Consider the following 22,754-nt stretch of genomic DNA (forward strand, 5'->3'; position numbering starts at 1 on the left):
CCTGCCCACAGCCTGACATCCGCAAGGTCCCCACCCATGACCACACCAACGACCGATCTGGTCAGCAGTCACGCCAAACACCGTTGCAGTACTAGAACTCCGGACAGAACGGGCGCCCGGCCCGTGTGGCCTCCGGGCCGGGGCCCGCTCCCTCAGCACTCGATGATGTTGACCGCCAGCCCGCCCCGGGCCGTCTCCTTGTACTTGACGGACATGTCCGCGCCGGTCTCCTTCATCGTCTTGATGACCTTGTCGAGGGACACCTTGTGCGAGCCGTCGCCGCGCAGGGCCATGCGCGCGGCGGTGACCGCCTTCACCGCGGCCATGCCGTTGCGCTCGATGCACGGGATCTGGACGAGGCCGCCGACCGGGTCGCAGGTCAGGCCGAGGTTGTGCTCCATGCCGATCTCCGCGGCGTTCTCGACCTGTTCCGGCGAGCCGCCCATCACCTCGGCGAGGGCGCCCGCCGCCATCGAGCAGGCGGAGCCGACCTCGCCCTGGCAGCCGACCTCGGCCCCGGAGATGGAGGCGTTCTCCTTGAAGAGCATGCCGATCGCGCCGGCCGCGAGCAGGAAGCGGACCACGCCCTCCTCGTCGGCGCCGGGGACGAAGTTCATGTAGTAGTGCAGGACGGCGGGGATGATGCCGGCCGCGCCGTTGGTCGGGGCGGTGACGACGCGGCCGCCTGCGGCGTTCTCCTCGTTCACGGCCATGGCGTAGAGCGTGATCCACTCCATGGCGAGGGCCTTCGGGTCGCCCTCGGAGCGCAGCTTGCGCGCCGTGTTCGCGGCGCGGCGGCGCACCTTCAGCCCGCCCGGCAGGATGCCCTCGCGGGACATGCCGCGCGCCACGCACGCCTGCATCACCCGCCAGATCTCCAGCAGGTCCCGGCGGACCTCCTCCTCGGTCCGCCAGGAGCACTCGTTCTCCAGCATCAGCGCGGAGATGGACAGACCCGTCTCCCGGGTCAGGCGCAGCAGCTCGTCGCCGGTGCGGAAGGGGTACTTCAGGACCGTGTCGTTGAGCTTGATGCGGTCCGCGCCCACCGCCTCCTCGTCGACGACGAAGCCGCCGCCCACCGAGTAGTACGTCTTCGACAGCACCTCGGCGCCGGCCGCGTCGAAGGCCTGGAGGGTCATGCCGTTCGCGTGGTAGGGGAGTGCCTCGCGGCGGTGCAGCACCAGGTCGTCGTCGAAGGAGAACGCGATCTCGTGCTCGTCGAGCAGCCGCAGGCGGCCCGACTCCCTGATCCTCTCCACCCGCTCGTCGGCCGTCTCCACGTCCACCGTGCGGGGCGAGTCGCCCTCCAGGCCGAGCAGCACCGCCTTGGGGGTGCCGTGGCCGTGGCCGGTGGCCCCCAGCGAGCCGTACAGCTCCGCCCGGACCGAGGCGACCGACTCCAGCAGGTCCTCGTTGACCAGCCGCCGGGCGAACATGCGGGCGGCCCGCATCGGGCCGACCGTGTGCGAGCTGGACGGGCCGATGCCGATCGAGAAGAGGTCGAAGACCGAGAGGGCCACGGGAGGACTCCTAGGGGTTGACGGACGCCGCTGTCCGCCGGCGGGGGTGGTTCGGGAGAGGGCCGCCACGACACGGGGCATCGCGCTCACTTCCCAGTGTGCGCGATGCCCCGTACGGTCGTGCGACGCAAGGCGTGCGAAATTACTTCAGACCGGGGTACAGGGGGTGCTTCCCGGCGAGCGCCGTCACCCGGGCCCGGAGCGCGTCGGCGTCGGCGGCCTCGAAGGGGGAGGACGCCTTCAGCGTCTCGGCGATCACGTCCGCCACCTCGGCGAAGTCCTCGGCCGTGAAGCCGCGGGTGGCCAGGGCGGGCGTGCCGATCCGCAGCCCCGAGGTGACCATCGGAGGACGCGGGTCGTTCGGGATCGCGTTGCGGTTGACGGTGATGCCGACCTCGTGGAGACGGTCCTCGGCCTGCTGCCCGTCGAGCTCGGAGTCGCGCAGGTCGACCAGGACCAGGTGCACGTCCGTGCCGCCGGACAGCACGTCCACGCCCACGGCCTTGACGTCGTCCTCGACCAGGCGCTCGGCCAGGATGCGGGCGCCCTCCAGGGTGCGGCGCTGCCGGTCCCTGAAGTCCTCGGACGCGGCGACCTTGAAGGCGACCGCCTTGGCCGCGATCACGTGCTCCAGCGGGCCGCCCTGCTGGCCGGGGAAGACCGCAGAATTGATCTTCTTGGCCAGCTCGGCCGTGGAGAGGATCACCCCGCCGCGCGGACCGCCGAGGGTCTTGTGCGTGGTCGTGGTGACGACGTGGGCGTGCGGGACCGGGTTCGGGTGCAGGCCCGCCGCGACCAGACCGGCGAAGTGCGCCATGTCGACCATGAGGTACGCGCCGACCTCGTCCGCGATCCGGCGGAACGCGGCGAAGTCCAGCTGACGCGGGTACGCCGACCAGCCGGCGACGATCAGCTTCGGCTTCCTCTCCTTGGCCAGCCGCTCGACCTCGGCCATGTCGACCTGGCCGTCGTCGCCGACGTGGTAGGCGACCACGTCGTAGAGCTTGCCGGAGAAGTTGATCTTCATGCCGTGGGTCAGGTGCCCGCCGTGCGCGAGGTTCAGGCCCATGATCGTGTCGCCGGGCTTGAGCAGCGCGAACATCGCGGCGGCGTTGGCCTGCGCGCCCGAGTGCGGCTGCACGTTGGCGTGCTCGGCGCCGAAGAGTTCCTTGACCCGGTCGATGGCGATCTGCTCGATCACGTCGACGTGCTCGCAGCCGCCGTAGTAGCGGCGGCCGGGGTAGCCCTCGGCGTACTTGTTGGTGAGGACCGTGCCCTGGGCCTCCATGACCGCGACCGGGGCGAAGTTCTCCGAGGCGATCATCTCGAGGGTGGACTGCTGGCGGTGCAGCTCGGCGTCGACCGCCGCCGCGACGGCCGGGTCGAGCTCGTGCAGCGGGATGTTCAGGAGCGACATGGGGTGACGGCCTCCTCAGCCCTGGACGAAGGCGTCGTACTCGGCGGCCGAGAGCAGGTCGGCCGGCTCGTCGCTCACCCGCACCTTGAACAGCCAGCCGCCCTCGAAGGGGGCCGAGTTCACCAGCGACGGGTCGTTCACCACGTCCTCGTTGACCTCGGTGACCTCGCCGGTGACCGGGCAGTACAGGTCGCTGACCGACTTGGTCGACTCCAGCTCGCCGCAGGTCTCGCCCGCGGTCACGGTGTCGCCGACGTCCGGGAGCTGGACGAACACGATGTCGCCGAGCGCGTTGGCCGCGTGCTCCGTGATGCCGATCGTCGACACGCCGTCCTCGGCGGCCGTCAGCCACTCGTGTTCCTTGCTGTAACGCAGCTGCTGGGGGTTGCTCATGATCTGGATCCTCCTGTGTGCGAGGGACCGCCGGGGTCGACGGCGGAGAAAGGGGACGAAAGGGGTGGATGGAGCCGAAGGGAGGGGTGGGGGGGCGGAGGTCACGGCCCCGACCGGCGCGGTCGCGTACGCGGCCCACGTCCTACGGCGGTGTCACTTCTGCCGCTGGTAGAACGGCAGCGCCACGACCTCGTACGGCTCGTGGCTGCCGCGGATGTCCACGCCCACGCCCGGGGTACCCGGCGCCGAGTGCGCCACGTCGACGTACGCCATCGCGATCGGCTTGCCCAGCGTCGGCGCGGGCGCCCCGGAGGTGACCTCGCCGATCACCTCGCCGCCGGCCACCACCGGGTACCCGGCGCGCGGGACCCGGCGGCCCTCGGCGACCAGGCCCACCAGGGCGCGGGGCGGGGTCCGCTCGGCGCGGGCGGCGGCCTCGGTCAGGGCGGCACGGCCCACGAAGTCGCCCTCCTTCTCGAACTTCACGACCCGGCCGAACCCGGCGTCGAACGGCGTCAGCGAGGCGCTCAGCTCATTGCCGTACAGCGGCATGCCGGCCTCCAGGCGCAGCGTGTCCCGGCAGGCCAGCCCGCACGGGGTCACCCCCACGCCCTCGCCCGCCTCGGTCAGCGCCTGCCACACCCCGACCGCGTGCTCCGGCGCGACGAACAGCTCGAAGCCGTCCTCACCGGTGTAGCCGGTCCGGGCGATGAGCGCGGGGACGCCGGCGACCGTGCCGGGCAGGCCGGCGTAGTACTTCAGGCCGTCCAGGTCCGAATCGGTCAGGCTCTTGAGGATGCCGGCGGCCTCGGGGCCCTGCACCGCGATCAGCGCGTAGGCGTCGCGGTCGTCGCGGACCTCGGCGTCGAAGCCCGCCGACCGCTCCACGAGGGCGTCCAGCACCACCTGGGCGTTGGAGGCGTTGGCGACGACCAGGTACTCGGGGGCTTCGACCGCACCGAGCCGGTAGACGATCAGGTCGTCCAGGATGCCGCCGTCCTCGTTGCAGATCATGGTGTAGCGGGCGCGGCCGGGCTTGACGGTCCCGATGTTGCCGATCAGGGCGTAGTCCAGGAACCGCGCCGCCTGCGGGCCGGTGACGGTGATCTCGCCCATGTGCGAGAGGTCGAAGAGGCCCGCCTTCGTGCGCACGGCGTTGTGCTCGTCGCGCTCGGAGCCGTAGCGCAGGGGCATGTCCCAGCCGGCGAAGTCGGTCATCGTGGCGCCGAGCGAACGATGCAGGGCGTCGAGCGCTGTCCGGCGGAGTTCGGTACTGCTCATCGGTCGGTCTCCCAGGGCGATGGGGTCCCCCGTCGGCCGGGGCCGGGCACGGGGAGGGCGAGGACGTTCCTCCCCATCTGTCATCGGAACCTGAGAGGTTCGCCATGACCGTCCGCGCAGGGGACGTCACGGCTTGCACCTTGGGTGGAGCCACCGGAAACTCGCGCGGCGGCCCGCTTTTCAGATGTGCCTGGCCCGCGCGGTAACGGTGCCTGAGAGATTCAAGGGAGGGACTTGCTCCTTCGGCGCCCCGGCGAAACGTGCCAGGGACTCTCCCGCGCGGATTCAAACGGCCGGTATGCAGTTGGCGCGCTCATCATTGCACGCATCGTGAGGCTTCGGCAGGGGGACCTTTCCCTCGTGAGCACAGGGTGCTCAGGTCTGTACGGAGGGCTGTGACAGGTCTGTATCGAGAAACGGACGGAATGAAGAGGCGTCCGCCGTTACCGTCTCTTTACACTCGGCGGGGAGGGTGCTCCGGCACTTGCCCCAGGGGAGGACTCACGGTGAACAGGACCACGGCGTACGCCACGACGGGTGTCGCGCCGCCCGGGCAGCAGGCCCCCTCGTCCGGGGAGGCCCACGGCGCGCGGCCGGCGCCCGTCGTCCGCGACCTGCGCGCGTGCGCCGGCCGCGGTCCGCACGCCCTGGTCTTCGGCCCCCGCGACCTCGTCGTGGTCACCGGACTGCCCGGCAGCGGCAAGTCCACGCTGATGCGGCGCGCGGTGCGCGGCACCCGGATCGACTCCCAGGACACCCGCGACCGCTGGGACCGCCGCATGCCGCGCCTCCTGCCGTACGCGGTGTACCGGCCCCTGGTCCGCCTCGACCACTACGCCGGGCTGCGCCGAGCCCTGCGCACCGGCGAGGGGGTCGTCGTGCACGACTGCGGTACCCACGCCTGGGTGCGCCGCTGGCTGGCCCGCGAGGCCCGCCGCCGGGGCGCGGGGCTGCACCTGCTGCTGCTGGCCGTCCCCCCGGAGCAGGCACTGGACGGTCAGCGTGAGCGCGGCCGCGGTGTCTCCCGGTACGCCTTCCTGCGGCACCGCACCGCCGTCGACCGGCTGCTGCGGTCCGTGGAGCGCGGCGACCTGCCCGCGGGCTGCGGAACGGCGGTCCTGGTCGACCGGGACGCGGCGGACACGCTGCGCCGCATCGACTTCACGGGCTGACGACCGCACGGGCGGGCGTGGCACGGGCGGGCGGGTGCACGGGCGGGCGGGTGCACGGGCTGCCGGCTGCGGAGCGGCAGCGGTTAGCCTTTTCAGCCACAGCAGTGGTTCCAGGCAGGCGGTAGGCAGATGGACTTCCCGGCGGGCTTCTCCGCGGACTTCCCGGCACAGACTCACCCCCATCCGCACGGAGGATGGCCCGGCAACGAGTTGGAGGAGGTGCTCTCCGCCTCCCTCGGCGTCCCCGCGGCGGACGGCCGGATCATCGAGGTACTGGGCAGGAGCCCCGTCTGGGTTCCGCTGCCGAACGGCGGCGGCCCGCACAGCGGCCCGCTGGACCTGCCCACCCTGGAGATCGAGGGGCAGGCGTACGTCCCGGTCTTCAGTTCCGAGGAACAGTTCCGCCAGGTCGTCGGCTCCCACATGTCGTTCACCGTCGCGCCCGCGGTGGAGTTCGCGCGGGGTCTGCCGCCGCAGGCCGGGATCGCGGTGAACCCCGGCGGAGTGGTCGGCGTCCCGCTGCCGCCGCCCGCCGTGGCCGAACTGTGCCGCGCCGGACGCGGCCCGCTGGACGATCCGGCGGGCGGCGGCCGGGTCAAGCTGTTCGAGCCCGACTGGCAGGAGGATCCGGTGGACTTCCTCGCCGCCGCGGGCGCGGAGTTCGAGTCGACCGGTGTCGTCAGCACCGCCCGCCGCTGCCTCGCCGAGATCGAGACCGCGGACCCGGTGCTGTTCATCGGGGTCGAACTCTCCCGGTGGGAGGGCGATCTGCGGAGCCTCCCCGGCGACGCCCTGGGCCGCGCGCTGGGCCTCCGGCCGGTGAAGTGGCCCGTCAACCTGGTTCTGCTGGACGTGGCCCAGGACCCGGTCGGCGAGTGGATGCGCGACCGCGTCCGCCCCTTCTACCAGCGCGAGGGCTGACCCGCCCGGCGGAGCCGCGGGCGGCCGCCCGCCCCTCGGCCCGCCGGCGCCCGCCGGACGGGCGGAGCCCCCGGGCCGCGGGCGGCTTAAGCTAGGTTCATTGGCTGGGGCGAGGGTGTTGTACGGAGGGGCGATACAAAGTGAGCGCTGGCACCGCGGCGGCCGGGCAGGTCGAGCACATGCTGCGCCAGGTGACCCCCGGGCGTTACGACGCCTATGAGGCGTTGCTTCGTGCGCTCGCGACCCCCTCCTCCGGTCATGTCTGGATGCTGCTGTGGCACGGTCAGGCCGGTTCCCCGGACGCCCAGTACGCGAACATGGAGGTCGACGGCTTCGGCTACGCGCCCTGTGTGACCTCCGCCCAGGAGCTGTCCGCCAGCGGCTGGAACCGGTCGTACGAGGTCGTCGACGGCCTCGAGGCGGCCCGCGCCCTCTACCCCGACCACTACGGTCTCTGGCTCAACCCGCACGCCCCCGGCGGCGGCCTCGGCATCCCGTGGCTCGATCTGCGCCGGCTCGCCACCGGCCTCGACCGGCAGCCCGCCGGGCCGCTGCGGCTGTCCGAACCCGCCATCGAGATCCCCCAGTTCTACGCCCTGCTCACGCAGAACGCGCACCGCACGCCCGCGGTCCGCGCGCTGCGCCGCGCCTGGGTGCAGCCGGCGCTGGGCGCGCCGTACCTCGCCATCGGGCTGGACGTGTACGACACCTCGCCGCCGGCCGTCGACGCGGTGCGCGCGATGATGCAGCAGTCCATCGGCGCCGTCCCGGACGGGCTCCCGGTGTCGACCGTCGCGATGACCGACGAGCACGACCCGGTCGCCATGTGGCTGCGGGCCAACGCCCGCCCGTTCTACGACCGTGAGGCCCACGGGGCCCTCCCGCCCCCCGCCGGCTCCGGCTACCCGCCCGCGCACCAGCGCTGACCGGGCCGTATCCGGGAGGGGCCGGGCCGACCGGGGCCGTCGTGCCCGCCGTTCCTGACTCAGCGTGACGATGTCCAGATGGTGGACACCATGGCCGACGGTGGACGTCCGTGCCGCCGACGAGACTGATGTCACGTCAGTTTTCAGGTCATGCGCGCTCAGCTATGGCCGGTTGACCGCCTGTCACCTGCGGTTTCACCCGTTCTTCATGCTGTTCGGCACTTCTCGGGCGGCCGCTGGGGAGGTTCCGGATGTCTCAGGATGGTCACTTCCCGACGGAGGGGCGCCGGAAGCGTCCCTTATGTCAACTGTTCAGATCTCAGGTAGGTATCACCGGTATCCGGACTGTTCTCGACTCGCTGTGAACATCTGTAGTGTTCGGCCGGTCAAGATGCATCCACATAGCGGACCCGGAGTGGCCCCAATATGCGCATAACCAAGTCCCGAGCGGCTCGGGCGATCACGGCCGCGGTGGCGGTCGCTCTGATCGCCACGGGCTGCTCCAGCGACCGGGACAGTGACAACAAGAGCGACGGCAAGAAGGACACCTTCGTCTTCGCCGGCGCCGGTGACCCTGGCTCCCTGGACCCTTCCCTCGCCAGTGACGGTGAAACCTTCCGTGTGACGCGGCAGGCGTTCGAGGCTCTCATCGAGCACGAGTCCGGCGGCAGCGAGATGGTCGGCGGTCTCGCCGAGGACTGGTCCAGCAACGACAAGGGCACCGTCTGGACCTTCAACCTCCGCAAGAACGTGAAGTTCCACGACGGTGAGGCGTTCAACGCCGAGGCCGTCTGCGCCAACTACGACCACTGGTTCAACTGGACGGGCACCTACCAGTCCAGCGCGGTCTCCTACTACTGGCAGACCATCATGGGCGGCTTCGCGAAGAACGAGGACAAGGAGACGCCCGAGGCGAACTACAAGTCCTGCACCGCGAAGGACGAGAACACCGCCGTCATCGAGGTCAAGAAGCCCTCCGCCAACCTCCCCGGCGGCTTCTCCCTCAACGCCCTGGCGATCCACTCGCCGAAGGCGATCGAGGAGTACAAGAAGCAGGACGCCTCCTCCAAGGGCGACGCCATCACGTACCCCAAGTACAGCCAGGAGGCCGGCACGGTCGCCGGTACCGGCCCGTACAAGATCACGAAGTGGAACAAGGGCAACAAGGAAGTCGCCCTCGAGCGCTTCGACGACTACTGGGGTGAGAAGGCCAAGGTCAAGAACCTGGTCTTCCGTACCATCGACACCGAGGAGGGCCGCCGCCAGGCGCTCCAGGCCGGTGACATCGACGGCTACGACCTCGTCGCCCCGGCCGACGTCAAGACCCTCGAGGACCAGGGCTACGTCGTCCCGACCCGTGGCGTCTTCAACCTCTTCTACGTGGGCATGAGCCAGGAGGCCAACCCCGCGCTGAAGAAGAAGGAAGTCCGCCAGGCGATCGCGCAGTCGATCGACAAGGAGAACCTGGTCAAGACCCAGCTGCCCGAGGGCGGCAAGGTCGCCGACCAGTTCATGCCCGACACGATCGAGGGCTACTCCAAGAGCGTCAAGCAGTACCCCTTCGACACGGACGCCGCCAAGAAGCTCCTGAAGAAGGCCGGTCAGGAGAAGCTGAAGGTCGACTTCTGCTACCCGACCGAGGTCACCCGCCCGTACATGCCTGCCCCGCAGGACCTGTTCGAGCTGATGAAGGCCGACCTGGAGAAGTCCGGCATCACCGTCACGCCGAAGGCGATGAAGTGGGCCCCGGACTACCTGGACGCCACCGAGTCGGGCTCCTGCGACCTGCACATGCTCGGCTGGACCGGTGACTTCAACGACGGCTACAACTTCATCGGCACCTGGTTCTCCGGGTACGACAAGCAGTGGGGCTTCAAGGACAAGAAGGTCTTCGACGCCGTGAACGCCGGCTCCAAGCTCGGCAAGCACGACGAGCGCATCGCCGCGTACACGAAGGCCAACGAGGTCGTCATGGACTACCTGCCGGGCGTCCCGATCTCCTCCTCCCCGCCGGCCATCGCCTTCGCCAAGAACGTGAACCCGCCGAACGTCTCCCCGCTGACGCAGGAAGTCTTCTCCGAGGTCTCGTTCAAGTAAGCGAGCAGTAGGCAGGAAACGAAGAAACGAAAAACGGGGGGTCCGCCCGGCCGTCGGAACTCGGCGGCCGGGCGGGTCCATTCATGTAAGACATCACGCAAGAAAGGGGCATGCGGGGTGCTGCGTCTCGTCGTACGAAGACTGCTCCAGCTCATACCCACGCTGCTCGGCCTGTCGGTACTGCTCTTCCTGTGGCTCGACCGGCTGCCCGGCGGACCCGCCTCAGCGATCCTGGGGGAAAAGGCCACCGAGGCCGAAGTAATCCGCATCAACCGCGCGCTCGGGCTGGACCAGCCCGTGTACGTCCAGTACTGGCGCTTCCTCAAGCGCATCGCCGAACTCGACCTGGGCACCAGCACCCAGACCGGACAGCCGGTGTGGGACGAGTTCGTCCTGCGCTTCCCCGCCACCGTGGAGCTGTCCCTCCTCGGGATCATGATCGCCGTGGCCGTCGGCATCCCGCTCGGCTACCTCGCCGCCCGCCACCGCGGCGGCTGGCTCGACGTCACCGCGGTCTCCGGATCGCTCGTCGGCATCTGCATCCCGGTCTTCTTCCTGGCTCTGATCCTCAAGCAGGTCTTCGCCGTCGAGCTCGGGATCTTCCCCAGCTACGGACGCCAGGAAACCGGCATCGACGCCACCAGCGTGACCGGCCTCGCCGTCCTGGACGGCGTCCTCACCGGGGAGTTCGACGCGGCCTGGGACGCGATCATGCACTTGGTCCTGCCCGCCCTCGCCCTGTCCTCCATCCCGCTCGCGGTCATCGTGCGCATGACCCGCGCCAGCGTCCTCGAGGTGCAGGACGAGGACTACGTCCGCACCGCCGAGGCCAAGGGCCTCAAGCGGAGCGTCGTCCGCGGCCGGCACGTGCTGCGCAACGCGATGCTCCCCGTGGTGACCGCGGTCGGCCTGCTCACCGGCTCCCTGCTGTCAGGGGCGGTGCTGACCGAGTCCGTGTTCGCCTTCGGCGGCATCGGCTCCTTCATCCGGCAGGCGATCGACGGTCGTGACTACCCCGTCCTCGTCGGGTTCATCATGTTCATCGCGATGGTGTACGTCCTGATCAACCTGCTGGTGGACGTGGCGTACAGCCTCATCGACCCGAGAGTGCGGGTGCACTGACATGAGTGTCGCCACCAAGACCGAGAAGATCCAGCGGCTCGCGGAACTGACCGCGACCAAGGAGACCAGCACCGGCGCCAGCCTGTGGAAGGAAGCCTTCCGCCGCCTCCGGCACAGCAAGATGGCGATCATCGGCGCGATCATCATCGCCCTGTTCGTCGTCCTCGCGGTCGTCGGCCCCTACCTCGCGCCCTACGGGCCGACCGCCCAGACCTGGCGCGGCGAGGTCTTCCCCAACCGGGGCGAGTTCGTCGGCCCGCGCGGCGGCAACTGGTTCGGGCTCGACAACCTCGGCCGGGACATGTTCTCCCGCATGCTGGTCGGCGCCCGGCAGACGCTGCTCGTCGGTGTCGTCGCCACGCTCATCGGCCTGACCGTCGGCTTCCTGATCGGCGGCGTCTCCGGAGCGGCCGCCACCCTCGGCGGTGACGCCGGAAAGCGCGTCGACTCCGTCATCATGCGCTTCATCGACATGATGCTGGCGATGCCCTCGCTGCTGCTGGCCGTGTCCATCGCGGCCGTGATGGGCCAGTCGCTGACCACCGTGATGATCGCCGTGGGTGTGGTCCAGATCCCGGTCTTCGCCCGGCTGCTGCGCGGCTCCATGCTGGTGCAGGGCGGCACGGAATACGTGCTCGCGGCCCAGTCCCTCGGTGTGCGCAAGCGGCGCATCGTCCTCTCGCAGATCATCCCCAACTCGCTCAGCCCGGTGATCGTGCAGGCCACGCTCTCCCTGGCCACCGCGATCATCGAGGCGGCCGCCCTGTCCTACCTGGGCCTGGGCAACCCCGACCCGGCCGTCCCCGAGTGGGGCGTCATGCTCGCCCAGGCGCAGCGCTTCTTCGACAACGCGCCGATGATGGCGGTCTACCCCGCCGTCGGCATCATCATCACCGCCCTCGGCTTCACCCTCCTCGGTGAGGCCATGCGGGAAGCCCTCGACCCGAAGCTGAGGGGCTGAACCACCATGTCTCTGCTCACTGTCGACGAACTGACCGTCACCTTCAGCGGCCGAGGCCGCAAGGAGTCCCGGGTGGTCGACGGCGTCTCCTTCGAGGTCGACCAGGGCCAGGTCGTGGGCCTGGTCGGTGAGTCCGGCTGCGGGAAGTCCGTCACCTCCCTGGCCCTGATGGGCCTGCTTCCCACCAAGGGCCTCACCATCGGCGGCCGCGCCGAATTCGACGGCACGGACCTGTTCACCATGAACCCGTCCGCCCGTCGCAACCTGCGCGGCAGCGACATGGCGATGATCTTCCAGGACCCGCTGTCCTCGCTCAACCCGGTCGTCCCGGTCGGCGTGCAGGTCACCGAGATCCTGGAGCGCCACCGCGGGATGAAGGGGGAGGCCGCCCGCAAGGAGGCCGCCCACCTGCTGGACCGGGTCGGCATCCCCGACCCGACCCGGCGGCTCAAGGAGTACCCGCACCAGCTCTCCGGCGGTATGCGCCAGCGCGCGCTGATCGCCATGGCGGTGGCCTGCGCCCCGCGCATGCTCATCGCCGACGAGCCCACCACGGCCCTCGACGTGACCATCCAGGCGCAGATCCTGGAACTGCTCAAGGAACTCGTGGACCAGGAGGGCACCGCCCTGCTGATGATCACCCACGACCTCGGAGTGGTCGCCGGCCTCTGCGACCAGGTCAACGTGCTCTACGCGGGCAAGGTCGTGGAGTCCGCCGGGCGCCGCGAGCTGTTCGCCCACCCCACCCACCCCTACGCGCACGGACTGCTGGGCTCCATCCCCCGTCTGGACTCGCCCCGGGGCGAGTCCCTCAAGCCCATCCGCGGCTCCATCAACGACCGCATCGCCTGGGCCGACGGCTGCGCCTTCGCGCCCCGCTGCGACCGGTACGAGATGGGCTGCCTGACCGGCACCCCGCAGCTCACCGAGCCCCGCACCGCCGGTCACCAGGCGCGCTGCGTCAACCCCGTGCTCGACGACGCGAAGGCCGAGGAGGTCCCCGCATGAGCCTGCTCGAACTGGACGGCGTCAAGGTCCACTTCCCCATCAAGAAGGGCGTGCTGTTCGACCGTACGGTCGGCCACGTCTACGCCGTGGACGGGGTGTCCCTGAAGGTCGAGGCCGGCGAGACCTACGGCCTGGTCGGCGAGTCCGGCTGCGGCAAGACCACCCTCGGGCGGTCGGTGCTGCGGCTGGTGGACATCACCGAGGGGTCCGTCGTCCTCGACGGCACCGACCTGGCGAAGCTGCCGAGCGAGGAGATGCGCCGCTTCCGGCGCCGGCTCCAGATGGTCTTCCAGGACCCGCTGGGCTCGCTCAACCCCCGGCAGAACATCGAGTCGATCCTGTCCGAGGGCATGGTCGCCCACGGCATCGGCAAGAACCAGGAGGAGCGCCGGGAGAAGATCAAGTCGATCCTGGACAAGGTCGGCCTGCCCTCCAACGCGCTCGCCCGCTACCCGCACGAGTTCTCCGGCGGTCAGCGCCAGCGCATCGGCATCGCCCGCGCCCTCGTCCTCGAACCCGACGTGATCATCTGCGACGAGCCGGTCTCCGCGCTCGACGTGTCGGTCCAGGCCCAGGTCATCAACCTGCTGGAGGAACTCCAGGAGGAACTCGGCCTGACCTACCTGGTCATCGCCCACGACCTCGCGGTGGTCCGGCACATCTCCGACACGATCGGCGTGATGTACCTGGGTTCGCTGGTCGAGGAGGCGCCGAGCGACACGCTGTACGCCGAGCCCCAGCACCCGTACACCAAGGCCCTGATGTCGGCCGTGCCGGTGCCGGACCCGGAGGTGGAGGACAAGCGCGAGCGCATCCTGCTCACCGGCGACCTGCCCTCCCCGGCCAACCCGCCCAGCGGCTGCCGCTTCCACACCCGCTGCCCCTGGGCGCAGGCCGAGAAGTGCGCCACCGAACGGCCGGAGCTGAAGGACATCGGGGGCGGCCACCGGGTGGCCTGCCACTACACCGCCGAGATCGCGTCGGGAGAGCTGGAGCCGACCCGGCCGACGGGCATCGAGGCCGTCACGGAGACCGAGGCCACCGAGGACGCGGCGGTGGAGCGGACCGAGGGCGCGGCGGAGGTCCCCGCCGCGCTCCTGCCGGCCGACTCGACGACCAAGCCGGACGCCGCGGTGGTCAAGGAGAAGACCCCCGCAGCGGTCGAGGTCCCGAGCGACCCGACGGCCGACGCCATCGCGAAGGACCAGGACGCCGCGGCGCCGGACGCGTCCGGCACGGATCCGGCCAAGACCGACTGACGGACCGCCGCACCCCTCGGATTCCGGGGGCGCCGGACGGAGCTGAACCGTTCGGCGCCCCCGGAACTTCCCGGACCACACGTCTGTGCCACCCCTCGCCTTGCTTTACAAGGCGAGGGGTTCCTGCTGAGTGAGAATGTGAAAGTGCTCCAGCAACTCTTCAGCCCGTCCCTCCTGCACGCGCTCGACCTGATCGGCATCTTCGTCTTCGCGCTCTCGGGTGCCCTGCTGGCCGTCCGCAAGAACCTCGACGTCTTCGGCATGGCGGTCCTCGCGGAAGCCACCGCCCTCGGCGGCGGACTCTTCCGTGACGTGGTCATCGGCGCCGTGCCGCCCGCCGCCTTCACGGACCTGGGCTACTTCGTCACCCCGCTGCTCGCCGTGGTGCTGGTGTTCTTCCTGCACCCGCACGTGGAGCGCATCCAGAACGCCGTCAACTTCTTCGACGCCGCCGGGCTCGGTCTGTTCTGCGTCGTCGGCACCGCCAAGGCGTACGACTACGGGCTCAGCGTGACCTCCTCCGCCTGCCTCGGCCTGGTCACCGCGGTGGGCGGCGGCGTGGTGCGGGACGTGCTCGCCAACGAGGTGCCCTCGCTGCTGCGCTGGGACCGCGATCTCTACGCGGTGCCGGCCATGGTCGGCGCGACCATGGCGGCGCTGTGCATCCGCTTCGACGCGCTGAACGCGTTCACCAGCACCCTCGCCGTGCTCACCGCCTTCACGCTGCGGCTGCTGGCGTTGCGGTACCACTGGCGGGCGCCCCGCGCGTGGCAGCGGCGCTCGACGGCCCGCGAGGAGGAGTAGGGCGGGCTGGGGGATGGGGAGCCGGGAGAGGGAAGGGGAATTCAGCAAAGCTACCGCTTAGTAGCAACTTCTTGTACCCTTCATCCATGCCAGAAGCAGCCTCCGCCCAGGTCGCGACCCGGGCCACCGTCGGCGACAGCGAGTTCGACCGCGACACCGCGGTGACGCTCCGCGCGCCGGGCATCTACGACATCGGCCTCTCCGCCGGCTGGACGATCATCAACGCCGTCAACGGCGGCTATCTGCTGGCCGTCCTGGGCCGTGCCCTCGCCGACACCCTGCCGCACCCGGACCCGTTCACCATCTCCGCGCACTACCTGACCGCCTCCCGGCCGGGTCCGGCGGTCGTCCGCACCGAGACCGTGCGCACCGGGCGCACCCTGTCGACCGGTCAGGCGTCCCTCCTCCAGTACGACGACGAGGGCCGCGAGGTCGAACGCATCCGCGTCCTGGCCTCCTACGGCGACCTGGACACCCTCCCCGACGACGTCCGCACGACGGCCCGCCCGCCCGCGCTGCCGCCCATGGAGCAGTGCTTCGGCCCCGAGGACGGTCCGACCCCCGTCGACGGCAGCTCCGCCATCACCGAGCGGCTGATGCTCAAGCTCGACCCGTCGACCCTCGGCTGGGCCCTCGGGCAGCCCTCCGGCAAGGGGGAGATGCGGGCCTGGTTCGGGCTCGCCGACGGCCGGGACGCCGACCCGTTCTCCCTGCTGCTCGCCGTGGACGCGCTGCCGCCCACCGCCTTCGAGATCGGTCTCACCGGCTGGGTCCCCACGGTCGAGCTGACGGCGCACGTCCGCTCCCGCCCGGCGCCCGGCCCGCTGCGGGTGTCGATCACCACCCGCAACCTCGCCGGCGGCTTCCTGGAGGAGGACGCCGAGGTCTGGGACAGCGCGGACCGGCTGGTGGCCCAGTCCCGCCAGCTCGCCCGGGTGCGGCTGCCCTGAGAGGCCGGCAGGCGCCGTGCCGGGGCCGCTTGTCCTCGATCCGGCCCTCGGCCTCGGCAGCGTGGGACCGCCGGCCCGGCCGGCGTTCCCGCAGGTGAGCGACGCCGTTCGGGGGAGCCTCTGGGCCGGGGCGCTCGAACCGGCGTCGTTTTCCGGCCGACCGCGCCCCCGGGCCCGTTGGACGGGGCCCGTAGAATCGGGCTCACCATGGCATACCTCGACCACGCCGCGACCACCCCGATGCTTCCCGAGGCAGTCGAGGCACTCACCGCGCACCTGGGCGTCACCGGCAACGCCTCCTCCCTGCACGCGGCCGGCCGGCGCGCCCGCCGGAGCGTCGAGGAGGCCCGCGAAACCCTCGCCGAAGCCCTCGGCGCCCGCCCCAGCGAGGTGGTCCTCACCGCAGGCGGGACCGAGGCCGACAACCTCGCGGTGAAGGGCCTGTACTGGGCCCGCCGGGGCGCGGAACCGGCCCGCACCCGGGTCCTCGCGAGCCCCGTCGAGCACCACGCCGTCCTCGACGCCGTGCACTGGCTCGGCGAGCACGAGGGCGCCACCGTCGAGTACCTGCCCGTCGACTCCTACGGCCGGGTCCACCCGGACGCGCTGCGCGAGGCGATCGCCCGCGACCCCGACGACGTGGCCCTGGCCACCGTGATGTGGGCGAACAACGAGATCGGCACACTGCTGCCGGTCCGTGAACTCGCCGAGGTCGCCGCCGAGTTCGGCGTTCCACTGCACTCCGACGCGGTCCAGGCCTTCGGCCAGGTGCCCGTGGACTTCGCCTCCTCGGGGCTCGCCGCGATGACCGTCTCCGGCCACAAGATCGGCGGCCCGTACGGCATCGGGGCGCTGGTGCTGGGCCGCGAGCACACCCCCGTGCCGGTGCTGCACGGCGGCGGCCAGGAACGCCATGTGCGCTCCGGCACGCTCGACGTGCCCGCGGTCGCCTCCTTCGCGGTGGCCGGCCGGCTGGCCGTCGAGCGGCAGGAGTGGTTCGCCCGTGAGATCGGAGCCCTCCGCGACGACCTGGTCGCCGCGGTCCGCGAGGCCGTCCCGGACGCCGTCCTCGGCGGCGACCCCGCGCCCGGGGGGCGGCTTCCGGCCAACGCCCACTTCACGTTCCCCGGCTGCGAGGGCGACTCCCTGCTGCTCCTGCTCGACGCCCAGGGCATCGAGTGCTCCACCGGTTCCGCCTGCACGGCGGGCATCGCCCAGCCCAGTCACGTCCTCCTGGCCACCGGCGCCGATCCGGACCTGGCCCGCGGCACCCTGCGCTTCTCCCTCGGCCACACCTCCACCCGGGCCGACGTCGAAGCCCTGGCCAAGGCCATCGGCCCGGCGGTGGAACGGGCCCGGGTGGCGGGGCTCAGCTAGCACCCGTCCGGGCACGACAACGACCTACGAGGCGGGTTCCCTTCGCCGGTATGACCCGGATCAGGTGACTAGGGGTCGCCTTCCGGTCCAACTGCTACCTTCCGGCCTCTCAGCCCGACCGTCGATGTCGGCACCAGCGGAAGCCGCAACCTCACGCTGAAGTCGGCTACTCCGGTCGAACTCCCTCACTCGTCTCGTAGGCCTGTTCCCAGGCTAGAACGCCCTCACGAGAAGGGGAAGGGGGGTATGGAGGTTTTTGTCCTCTTTTTCGAGGTTTCCGGGCGGCGGGGTCAGGCCGTCGCCGTGCGCGCCTGACGTACGAGCTTCATGTAGCGGTCCCAGTCCCAGTGCGGGCCCGGGTCGGTGTGGTCCGTCCCCGGCACCTCGATGTGGCCGATGATGTGCTTCCGGTCGACGGGTATGTCGTAGCGCGCGCAGATCCGGGCCGTGAGCCGGGCCGAGGCCTCGTACATCTCGTCCGTGAGGTCCTGCGGCCGGTCCACGAACGCCTCGTGCTCGATGCCGATGCTGCGCTCGTTGTAGTCGCGGTTCCCCGCGTGGTACGCCACGTCAAGCTCGCGGATCATCTGGGCGATCCGCCCGTCCTGCCCGACGATGTAGTGCGTGGCCGCCCGGTGCCCGGGGTCCTGGAACGCCCGCACCGCGCTGTCGAAGCTGCCCTGGGTGACATGGACGATCACCATCTCGATGCCGTAGTCGTCGGGCCGGTCCGCGCGCCGCCAGTTGGCGTCCGAGGCCGCGACCCAGCGGGCGTCCGAGAAGTCGACCGCGCCCGGCTCGCGCGGTTTCTCGATCCCGGGCACACGCCACCACAGGCGGCCCAGCTCGTCCCGCGCCAGCACGGCGGTGCCCGCGGCGGCCGCCACCCCGCCGACGATCAGGGCGCGCCGCCCGATGCGCCGGTCGCCGTCCTTGGAAGCTCTTCTCTCCCCCATGCCCACATCAACGGATGTCCGGTGGCTCCGGTTCCCGTGCCCCGTACCCTGGAGGGGTTATGACTGAAATCCCGCAGCCCTCCCGCCCCCGCCCGCTCCGGGTGCTGGCCGCCATGTCCGGCGGAGTCGACTCCGCGGTGGCCGCCGCCCGTGCCGCCGAGGCGGGACACGACGTGACCGGCGTCCACCTCGCGCTCTCCGCGAACCCCCAGTCCTTCCGCACGGGCGCGCGGGGCTGTTGCACCATCGAGGACTCGCGCGACGCCCGCCGCGCCGCCGACGTCATCGGCATCCCGTTCTACGTGTGGGACCTCGCCGACCGCTTCCGCGAGGACGTGGTGGAGGACTTCGTCGCCGAGTACGAGGCGGGCCGCACCCCCAACCCGTGCCTGCGCTGCAACGAGAAGATCAAGTTCGCGGCGCTGCTGGACAAGGCGCTGGCCCTCGGCTTCGATGCCGTGGCCACCGGTCACTACGCGCGCGTGGTCACCCTGGCCGACGGCACGCGCGAGCTGCACCGCGCCTCCGACATGGCCAAGGACCAGTCGTACGTCCTGGGCGTGCTGGACGACCGGCAGCTCGCCCACGCGATGTTCCCGCTCGGCGACACGGTCACCACCAAGGAGGAGATCCGCGCGGAGGCCGAGCGGCGTGGACTCGCGGTCGCCAAGAAGCCCGACTCGCACGACATCTGCTTCATCGCCGACGGCGACACCCAGGGCTTCCTCGCGAACCGCCTGGGCCGGGCCGAGGGCGACATCGTCGACGAGTCCGGCAGCAAGGTCGGCACGCACGAGGGCGCGTACGGCTTCACCATCGGCCAGCGCAAGGGCCTGCGCATCGGCACCCCCGCCCCCGACGGCAAGCCCCGCTACGTCCTCGACATCTCCCCGGTGACCAACACCGTCACCGTCGGCCCCGCGGACGCCCTCGACGTCGGCGCCCTCACCGCGATCAACCCCCGCTGGTGCGGCACCGCCCCGACCGGCCCCGGCACCTACACCGCCCAGCTCCGCGCCCACGGCGACGAGACCGAGGTCACCGCCGAACTCGTCGACGGCACCCTGGAGGTGTCGTTCGCGAGGCCGGTCCGCGGCGTCGCCCCCGGCCAGGCGATCGTCCTGTACGACGGCACCCGCGTGGTCGGCTCGGCGACGATCGCCGCCACGACCCGCGCGGCGAAGACGCACACGGCCGTCTGACCCCGGGCGCGGGTCCCCGCCCGGCGGACGTGACCGTCCGGCGGACGGCTGACGCGCCGACGCCCGCGTGAGCGCCGGTCCGGCCCCACGGACATGAGGCCGGACCCCGTGGCGGTCGTCCCCGCGATCCGTCCGGCGCAGTCCGGCGCCGGCTCCGGCGGTACGGCGACCGGCGCCGTGCGCCCTCCACCCGCGGTTCCTCCACCCGGGTGAACGCTCGGCGCACATCGCCCCGCACCCGTGTCCCGGGCGCCCGCTCCGGCGATCACCGGGTGTGACTCATCGGATCCCCGGCCTCTCGCGCCGCACCCGCACCGTGGCCGCCACCGGCCTCAGTGCCCTGGCACTGCTGTCCTCCCCGACGGTTCTGCCCGCCGCCCACGCCGACCCGCACGCGTCCGCTCCGGCCCGGACGACGGCACCACCGCCACGCCCGGCGACCGCCACCGAGGCGGACACGGCCGCCCGGCTGGACGCGATCCGCGACGACCCGCGCCTGACCGAGGACTTCTTCCGCCGGCTGCCCAAGGGCGGCGACCTGCACAACCACCTCTCCGGCGCGGTCTCCACCGAGTACCTCGTCGAACTGGCCGCCGAGGACGGGCTGTGCGTCGACACCTCGACGCTGACCGCCGTCGCACCGCCGTGCGGCGCGGGCACCCGACCCGCCGCGGACGCCCGCACCGACCGCGCTTTCCACGACGCGATCGTGCGCGCCTGGTCCATGCAGGACTTCCCGGCCGACGGCAACGGCCACGACCACTTCTTCGACACCTTCGGCAAGTTCGGCGAGGTGACGTGGCGCCACCGTGGGAAACTGCTCGCCGAGGTCGCGAACGACGTCGCCGCGCAGAACCAGTTCTACCTGGAGACCATGGTCACCCCGGCCTCCGACGGGGCGAAGGACCTCGCGGCGGAGGTCGGCTGGGACGCGGACCTGGCCCGGCTGCACGAGAAGCTGACGGCCGGGGGCGGGCTGGACCGGCTGGTCACCGAGGCCCGGAAGGAATCCGACGACGCCGACGCCGAGTTCCGTACCGCCGCCGGCTGCGACACCGGCGACCCCCAGCCCGCCTGCCGTCTCCCGGTGCGCTGGATCTCCCAGGTCTCGCGCGGCAGTTCACCGGAGCGGGTCTTCACACAGATGGCCCTCGGCATGCGCCTGGCCGAGCGCGATCCACGGTTCGTCGCGGTCAACCTGGTCCAGCCCGAGGACTCGGAGGGCGCACTGCGTGACTACAGCCTGCAGATGCGCATGGTGCAGTACCTCCGCGGTGTCTACCCCGCAGCGCACGTCACCCTGCACGCGGGTGAGTTGTGGCCCGGCCTGGTCAAGCCCGCCGACCTCGCGTTCCACATCAAGGAGGCCGTGGACGTCGCCCGCGCCGACCGCATCGGCCACGGAGTCGACCTCGTCCACGAGGACGACTGGCAGCGCACCGCACGCACCATGGCCGCCCGCGAGACGGCCGTCGAGGTCCCCTTCACCAGTAACGCCCAGATCCTCGGTGTGCGCGGCGACGACCACCCCTTCGAGACCTACCGCGCCCACGGCGTGCCCGTCGTGCTGGCCACGGACGACCCCGGGGTCAGCCGCATCGACATCAGCCACGAGTACCGGTACGCCGCAGACACCTACGGCCTGTCCTACCCGGAGCTGAAGGACCTCGCCCGCGCCTCCCTGGAGTACGCCTTCCTCCCGGGCGCGAGCCTCTGGCAGGGCAACCCCACCCGTGACGGCTACCGTCCGGTCGCCGCCTGCCAGGACGTCGACCTCGGTGCCGCCGGCCCCGGCGCGGACTGCCGGGACCTGCTGGAGGCCAGCCCGAAGGCCGCCGCGCAGTGGAAGCAGGAAGGGGCCTTCCACCGCTTCGAGTCGAGCTCCCGCACCCACCGCTGATCCCGCGCCCCCTCGTTTTCCCAGGTGCCGTGGAGTTGCGTGAGCACGTCCGCGCTCACGGAACTCCACGGGGCTCCACGGCACGATCGCGGCCGGCAACAGTCGGGGGCTGTGCGGCCGACGGTGCCGGGCCCCGGCCGCCCGGTCCGCCCGTGCTTGCCGCCTGACAGCAGTGCCGTCGACTGTCGTCCGGTACACGCCATGGTGGAGGACCGGAACCAGGTGGGTGGCACGGCTTCGTTCAGGGCCTCAACGGGTGAAGAACTCCGTCAACACCGGGGCCAGGACGTCCGGTTCGACCAGGTGGGTCTGGCCGGCCAGGGTGCGGCAGGTGCCCCGGGGGACGGCGTCCGCGATGGCCCGGGCGGCCTCGCGCATCCAGGCCGGGCTCGCGTCGCCCGCGATGGACAGCACCGGTACGGGGATCGACGCCAGCAGCTTCACGGGGACACCGCCGTCGCCCATGACGGCGTCGTCGTGGGCGAGGCTCGGCGCCATCGACTCCATACCGGCCCACAAGGGGGACTGCCGGGCGCTTTGGATCACCGCCTCGCCGAGCCCGGTGAGGCGGAGGAAGAGCTCCACCGCGTCCCCGCGGCGCCCCTCGGCGAGTGCCTGCGTCAGGTGCTCGGTGTACTGCGCGCGCTCGCGCAGGTCCTCCTCGGACATCGCGTACGGCGTCTCGTACACGGCGACATGGCGCACCGGCAGCCCGCTCGCCGCCGCGCGCAGCGCCAGCGCGCCGCCCGAGGAGACGCCGTACAGCGAGGCCTCCCCGCCCATCGCCGCGATCAGCGCCGCCAGGTCCTCGACCTCGCGTTCCACCGCGTACGGCGGGGTGTTCCCGCTCGCCCCGCGGCCCCGGCGGTCGTAGACGACGACCCGGAACCGCTCCGAGAGCGGCGCGGCCAGCGGCGCCACCGTGGCGCCCGTCGACATCGCGCCGCTGACGAGGACGACCACGGAACCCCGTCCGGCGCTCTCGTGGGCGATGAGGGTGCCGTCACGCGAAACGATGTTCTTGTCCATGTCTCCGCAGACTGCCGCACCGCGGCCCGTTCATGGGTGAGGCGGGCCGCGCGTCCGCCGATCGCAACCCTTCTATCCGATCATCGGACTTCCACGTCGTAGAAACACAGGTGGTCCTTGATCTCGCCGACGGCGGGCTTCGGATCCGGGTAGGCCCAGACGAGATCGGCCGCGTCCGGGCGGGACCAGTAGGACGCGGTGCCCTTGAAGGGGCAGTGGGTGTGGCTCTCGGACGGGGTCAGCAGGTCGAGCCGTACGTCCTCGGGCGGGATGTAGTACCGCGCGGGACAGCCCGTCTCGCGCAGCACCAGCGCCCGGTCGCTCTCGGCCAGGAGCTCCCCGCCGTGCACCACGCGCACGGGCCGCTCGCTCCGCTCGACGGTGATGCGGTGTCCTCGGGGTTCTCGGGGTTCTCGGTGTCCTTGAGGGTCTCGGTGTCCTTGAGGGTCTAGGGGTTCT

Annotated in this window: 20 protein-coding genes and 2 riboswitches; of the genes, 13 read left to right on the forward strand and 7 right to left on the reverse strand. The window is 71.3% G+C overall.

What is annotated here, in order from left to right:
- Positions 1 to 152: 152 nt before the first annotated feature.
- The 4 genes from ACWEQO_RS12505 to gcvT form a co-directional block, all read right to left on the reverse strand.
- On the reverse strand, positions 153 to 1,520 hold the full coding sequence (locus ACWEQO_RS12505; protein WP_452981970.1) for an L-serine ammonia-lyase: 1,368 nt from the start codon (positions 1,518 to 1,520) through the stop codon (positions 153 to 155).
- A 142-nt stretch (positions 1,521 to 1,662) separates the two neighbouring features.
- Complete coding sequence (gene glyA, locus ACWEQO_RS12510) at positions 1,663 to 2,937, reverse strand: serine hydroxymethyltransferase (RefSeq protein ID WP_452981973.1); 1,275 nt, start codon at positions 2,935 to 2,937, stop codon at positions 1,663 to 1,665.
- Between the two features lie 15 nt (positions 2,938 to 2,952).
- Entirely contained in the window at positions 2,953 to 3,330 is a 378-nt protein-coding gene (gene gcvH, locus ACWEQO_RS12515; protein ID WP_361461980.1) for a glycine cleavage system protein GcvH, read from the reverse strand.
- Positions 3,331 to 3,483: 153 nt separating this feature from the next.
- On the reverse strand, positions 3,484 to 4,611 hold the full coding sequence (gene gcvT, locus ACWEQO_RS12520) for a glycine cleavage system aminomethyltransferase GcvT (protein WP_452981976.1): 1,128 nt from the start codon (positions 4,609 to 4,611) through the stop codon (positions 3,484 to 3,486).
- A gap of 67 nt (positions 4,612 to 4,678) precedes the next feature.
- Positions 4,679 to 4,801: riboswitch (glycine riboswitch) on the reverse strand.
- Positions 4,802 to 4,899, reverse strand: a riboswitch (glycine riboswitch). It abuts the riboswitch before it with no gap.
- A gap of 218 nt (positions 4,900 to 5,117) precedes the next feature.
- On the opposite strand from gcvT, the gene ACWEQO_RS12525 reads away from it, so the two are divergent.
- The 11 genes from ACWEQO_RS12525 to ACWEQO_RS12575 all read left to right on the forward strand — a co-directional run bounded on the left by ACWEQO_RS12525 (position 5,118) and on the right by ACWEQO_RS12575 (position 17,208).
- On the forward strand, positions 5,118 to 5,783 hold the full coding sequence (locus tag ACWEQO_RS12525) for an AAA family ATPase (RefSeq protein ID WP_452981979.1): 666 nt from the start codon (positions 5,118 to 5,120) through the stop codon (positions 5,781 to 5,783).
- Between the two features lie 129 nt (positions 5,784 to 5,912).
- On the forward strand, positions 5,913 to 6,704 hold the full coding sequence (locus ACWEQO_RS12530; RefSeq protein ID WP_361452775.1) for an enhanced serine sensitivity protein SseB: 792 nt from the start codon (positions 5,913 to 5,915) through the stop codon (positions 6,702 to 6,704).
- A 140-nt stretch (positions 6,705 to 6,844) separates the two neighbouring features.
- Complete coding sequence (locus tag ACWEQO_RS12535; RefSeq protein WP_361452778.1) at positions 6,845 to 7,630, forward strand: enhanced serine sensitivity protein SseB C-terminal domain-containing protein; 786 nt, start codon at positions 6,845 to 6,847, stop codon at positions 7,628 to 7,630.
- Between the two features lie 426 nt (positions 7,631 to 8,056).
- The gene (locus ACWEQO_RS12540) at positions 8,057 to 9,727 is read left to right on the forward strand and encodes an ABC transporter substrate-binding protein (protein WP_361452781.1); all 1,671 of its coding nucleotides are present in this window, start codon (positions 8,057 to 8,059) and stop codon (positions 9,725 to 9,727) included.
- Positions 9,728 to 9,844: 117 nt separating this feature from the next.
- Positions 9,845 to 10,849, forward strand: a complete 1,005-nt coding sequence (locus tag ACWEQO_RS12545; protein WP_361452784.1) for an ABC transporter permease — start codon at positions 9,845 to 9,847, stop codon at positions 10,847 to 10,849.
- 1 nt (position 10,850) lies between these two features.
- Complete coding sequence (locus ACWEQO_RS12550) at positions 10,851 to 11,810, forward strand: ABC transporter permease (RefSeq protein ID WP_361452787.1); 960 nt, start codon at positions 10,851 to 10,853, stop codon at positions 11,808 to 11,810.
- A gap of 6 nt (positions 11,811 to 11,816) precedes the next feature.
- Positions 11,817 to 12,818 carry an ABC transporter ATP-binding protein gene (locus tag ACWEQO_RS12555; protein ID WP_361452789.1) on the forward strand — a complete coding sequence of 334 codons (1,002 nt, stop codon included), beginning with the start codon at positions 11,817 to 11,819 and terminating at the stop codon, positions 12,816 to 12,818.
- Positions 12,815 to 14,077 carry an ABC transporter ATP-binding protein gene (locus ACWEQO_RS12560; protein WP_452981985.1) on the forward strand — a complete coding sequence of 421 codons (1,263 nt, stop codon included), beginning with the start codon at positions 12,815 to 12,817 and terminating at the stop codon, positions 14,075 to 14,077. Before ACWEQO_RS12555 ends, ACWEQO_RS12560 begins: the two co-directional genes overlap by 4 nt.
- A 144-nt stretch (positions 14,078 to 14,221) precedes the next feature.
- Positions 14,222 to 14,881 carry a trimeric intracellular cation channel family protein gene (locus ACWEQO_RS12565; RefSeq protein WP_452981988.1) on the forward strand — a complete coding sequence of 220 codons (660 nt, stop codon included), beginning with the start codon at positions 14,222 to 14,224 and terminating at the stop codon, positions 14,879 to 14,881.
- An 86-nt stretch (positions 14,882 to 14,967) separates the two neighbouring features.
- Positions 14,968 to 15,831, forward strand: coding sequence for a thioesterase family protein (locus ACWEQO_RS12570; RefSeq protein ID WP_452981991.1), 864 nt, complete (start codon positions 14,968 to 14,970; stop codon positions 15,829 to 15,831).
- Between the two features lie 207 nt (positions 15,832 to 16,038).
- Complete coding sequence (locus ACWEQO_RS12575) at positions 16,039 to 17,208, forward strand: cysteine desulfurase family protein (protein ID WP_452981994.1); 1,170 nt, start codon at positions 16,039 to 16,041, stop codon at positions 17,206 to 17,208.
- A gap of 290 nt (positions 17,209 to 17,498) precedes the next feature.
- Here ACWEQO_RS12575 and ACWEQO_RS12580 read toward each other — a convergent pair whose 3' ends face one another.
- Positions 17,499 to 18,164, reverse strand: coding sequence for an N-acetylmuramoyl-L-alanine amidase (locus ACWEQO_RS12580; protein WP_361452804.1), 666 nt, complete (start codon positions 18,162 to 18,164; stop codon positions 17,499 to 17,501).
- 59 nt (positions 18,165 to 18,223) lie between these two features.
- Here ACWEQO_RS12580 and mnmA point away from each other — a divergent pair, with 59 nt between their 5' ends.
- Together mnmA and ACWEQO_RS12590 are read left to right on the forward strand one after the other, a co-directional pair.
- Positions 18,224 to 19,366 carry a tRNA 2-thiouridine(34) synthase MnmA gene (gene mnmA / locus ACWEQO_RS12585; RefSeq protein ID WP_452981998.1) on the forward strand — a complete coding sequence of 381 codons (1,143 nt, stop codon included), beginning with the start codon at positions 18,224 to 18,226 and terminating at the stop codon, positions 19,364 to 19,366.
- Between the two features lie 274 nt (positions 19,367 to 19,640).
- Positions 19,641 to 21,266, forward strand: a complete 1,626-nt coding sequence (locus ACWEQO_RS12590) for an adenosine deaminase family protein (RefSeq protein ID WP_452982001.1) — start codon at positions 19,641 to 19,643, stop codon at positions 21,264 to 21,266.
- Between the two features lie 249 nt (positions 21,267 to 21,515).
- Here ACWEQO_RS12590 and ACWEQO_RS12595 read toward each other — a convergent pair whose 3' ends face one another.
- On the reverse strand, positions 21,516 to 22,295 hold the full coding sequence (locus ACWEQO_RS12595) for an alpha/beta fold hydrolase (protein WP_452982004.1): 780 nt from the start codon (positions 22,293 to 22,295) through the stop codon (positions 21,516 to 21,518).
- 80 nt (positions 22,296 to 22,375) lie between these two features.
- Positions 22,376 to 22,654 (reverse strand): DUF427 domain-containing protein, encoded by a 279-nt coding sequence (locus ACWEQO_RS12600; RefSeq protein ID WP_452982007.1) that lies wholly within the window; start codon positions 22,652 to 22,654, stop codon positions 22,376 to 22,378.
- Positions 22,655 to 22,754: the final 100 nt, after the last annotated feature.

The sequence above is a fragment of the Streptomyces sp. NPDC004051 genome (assembly GCF_053604275.1).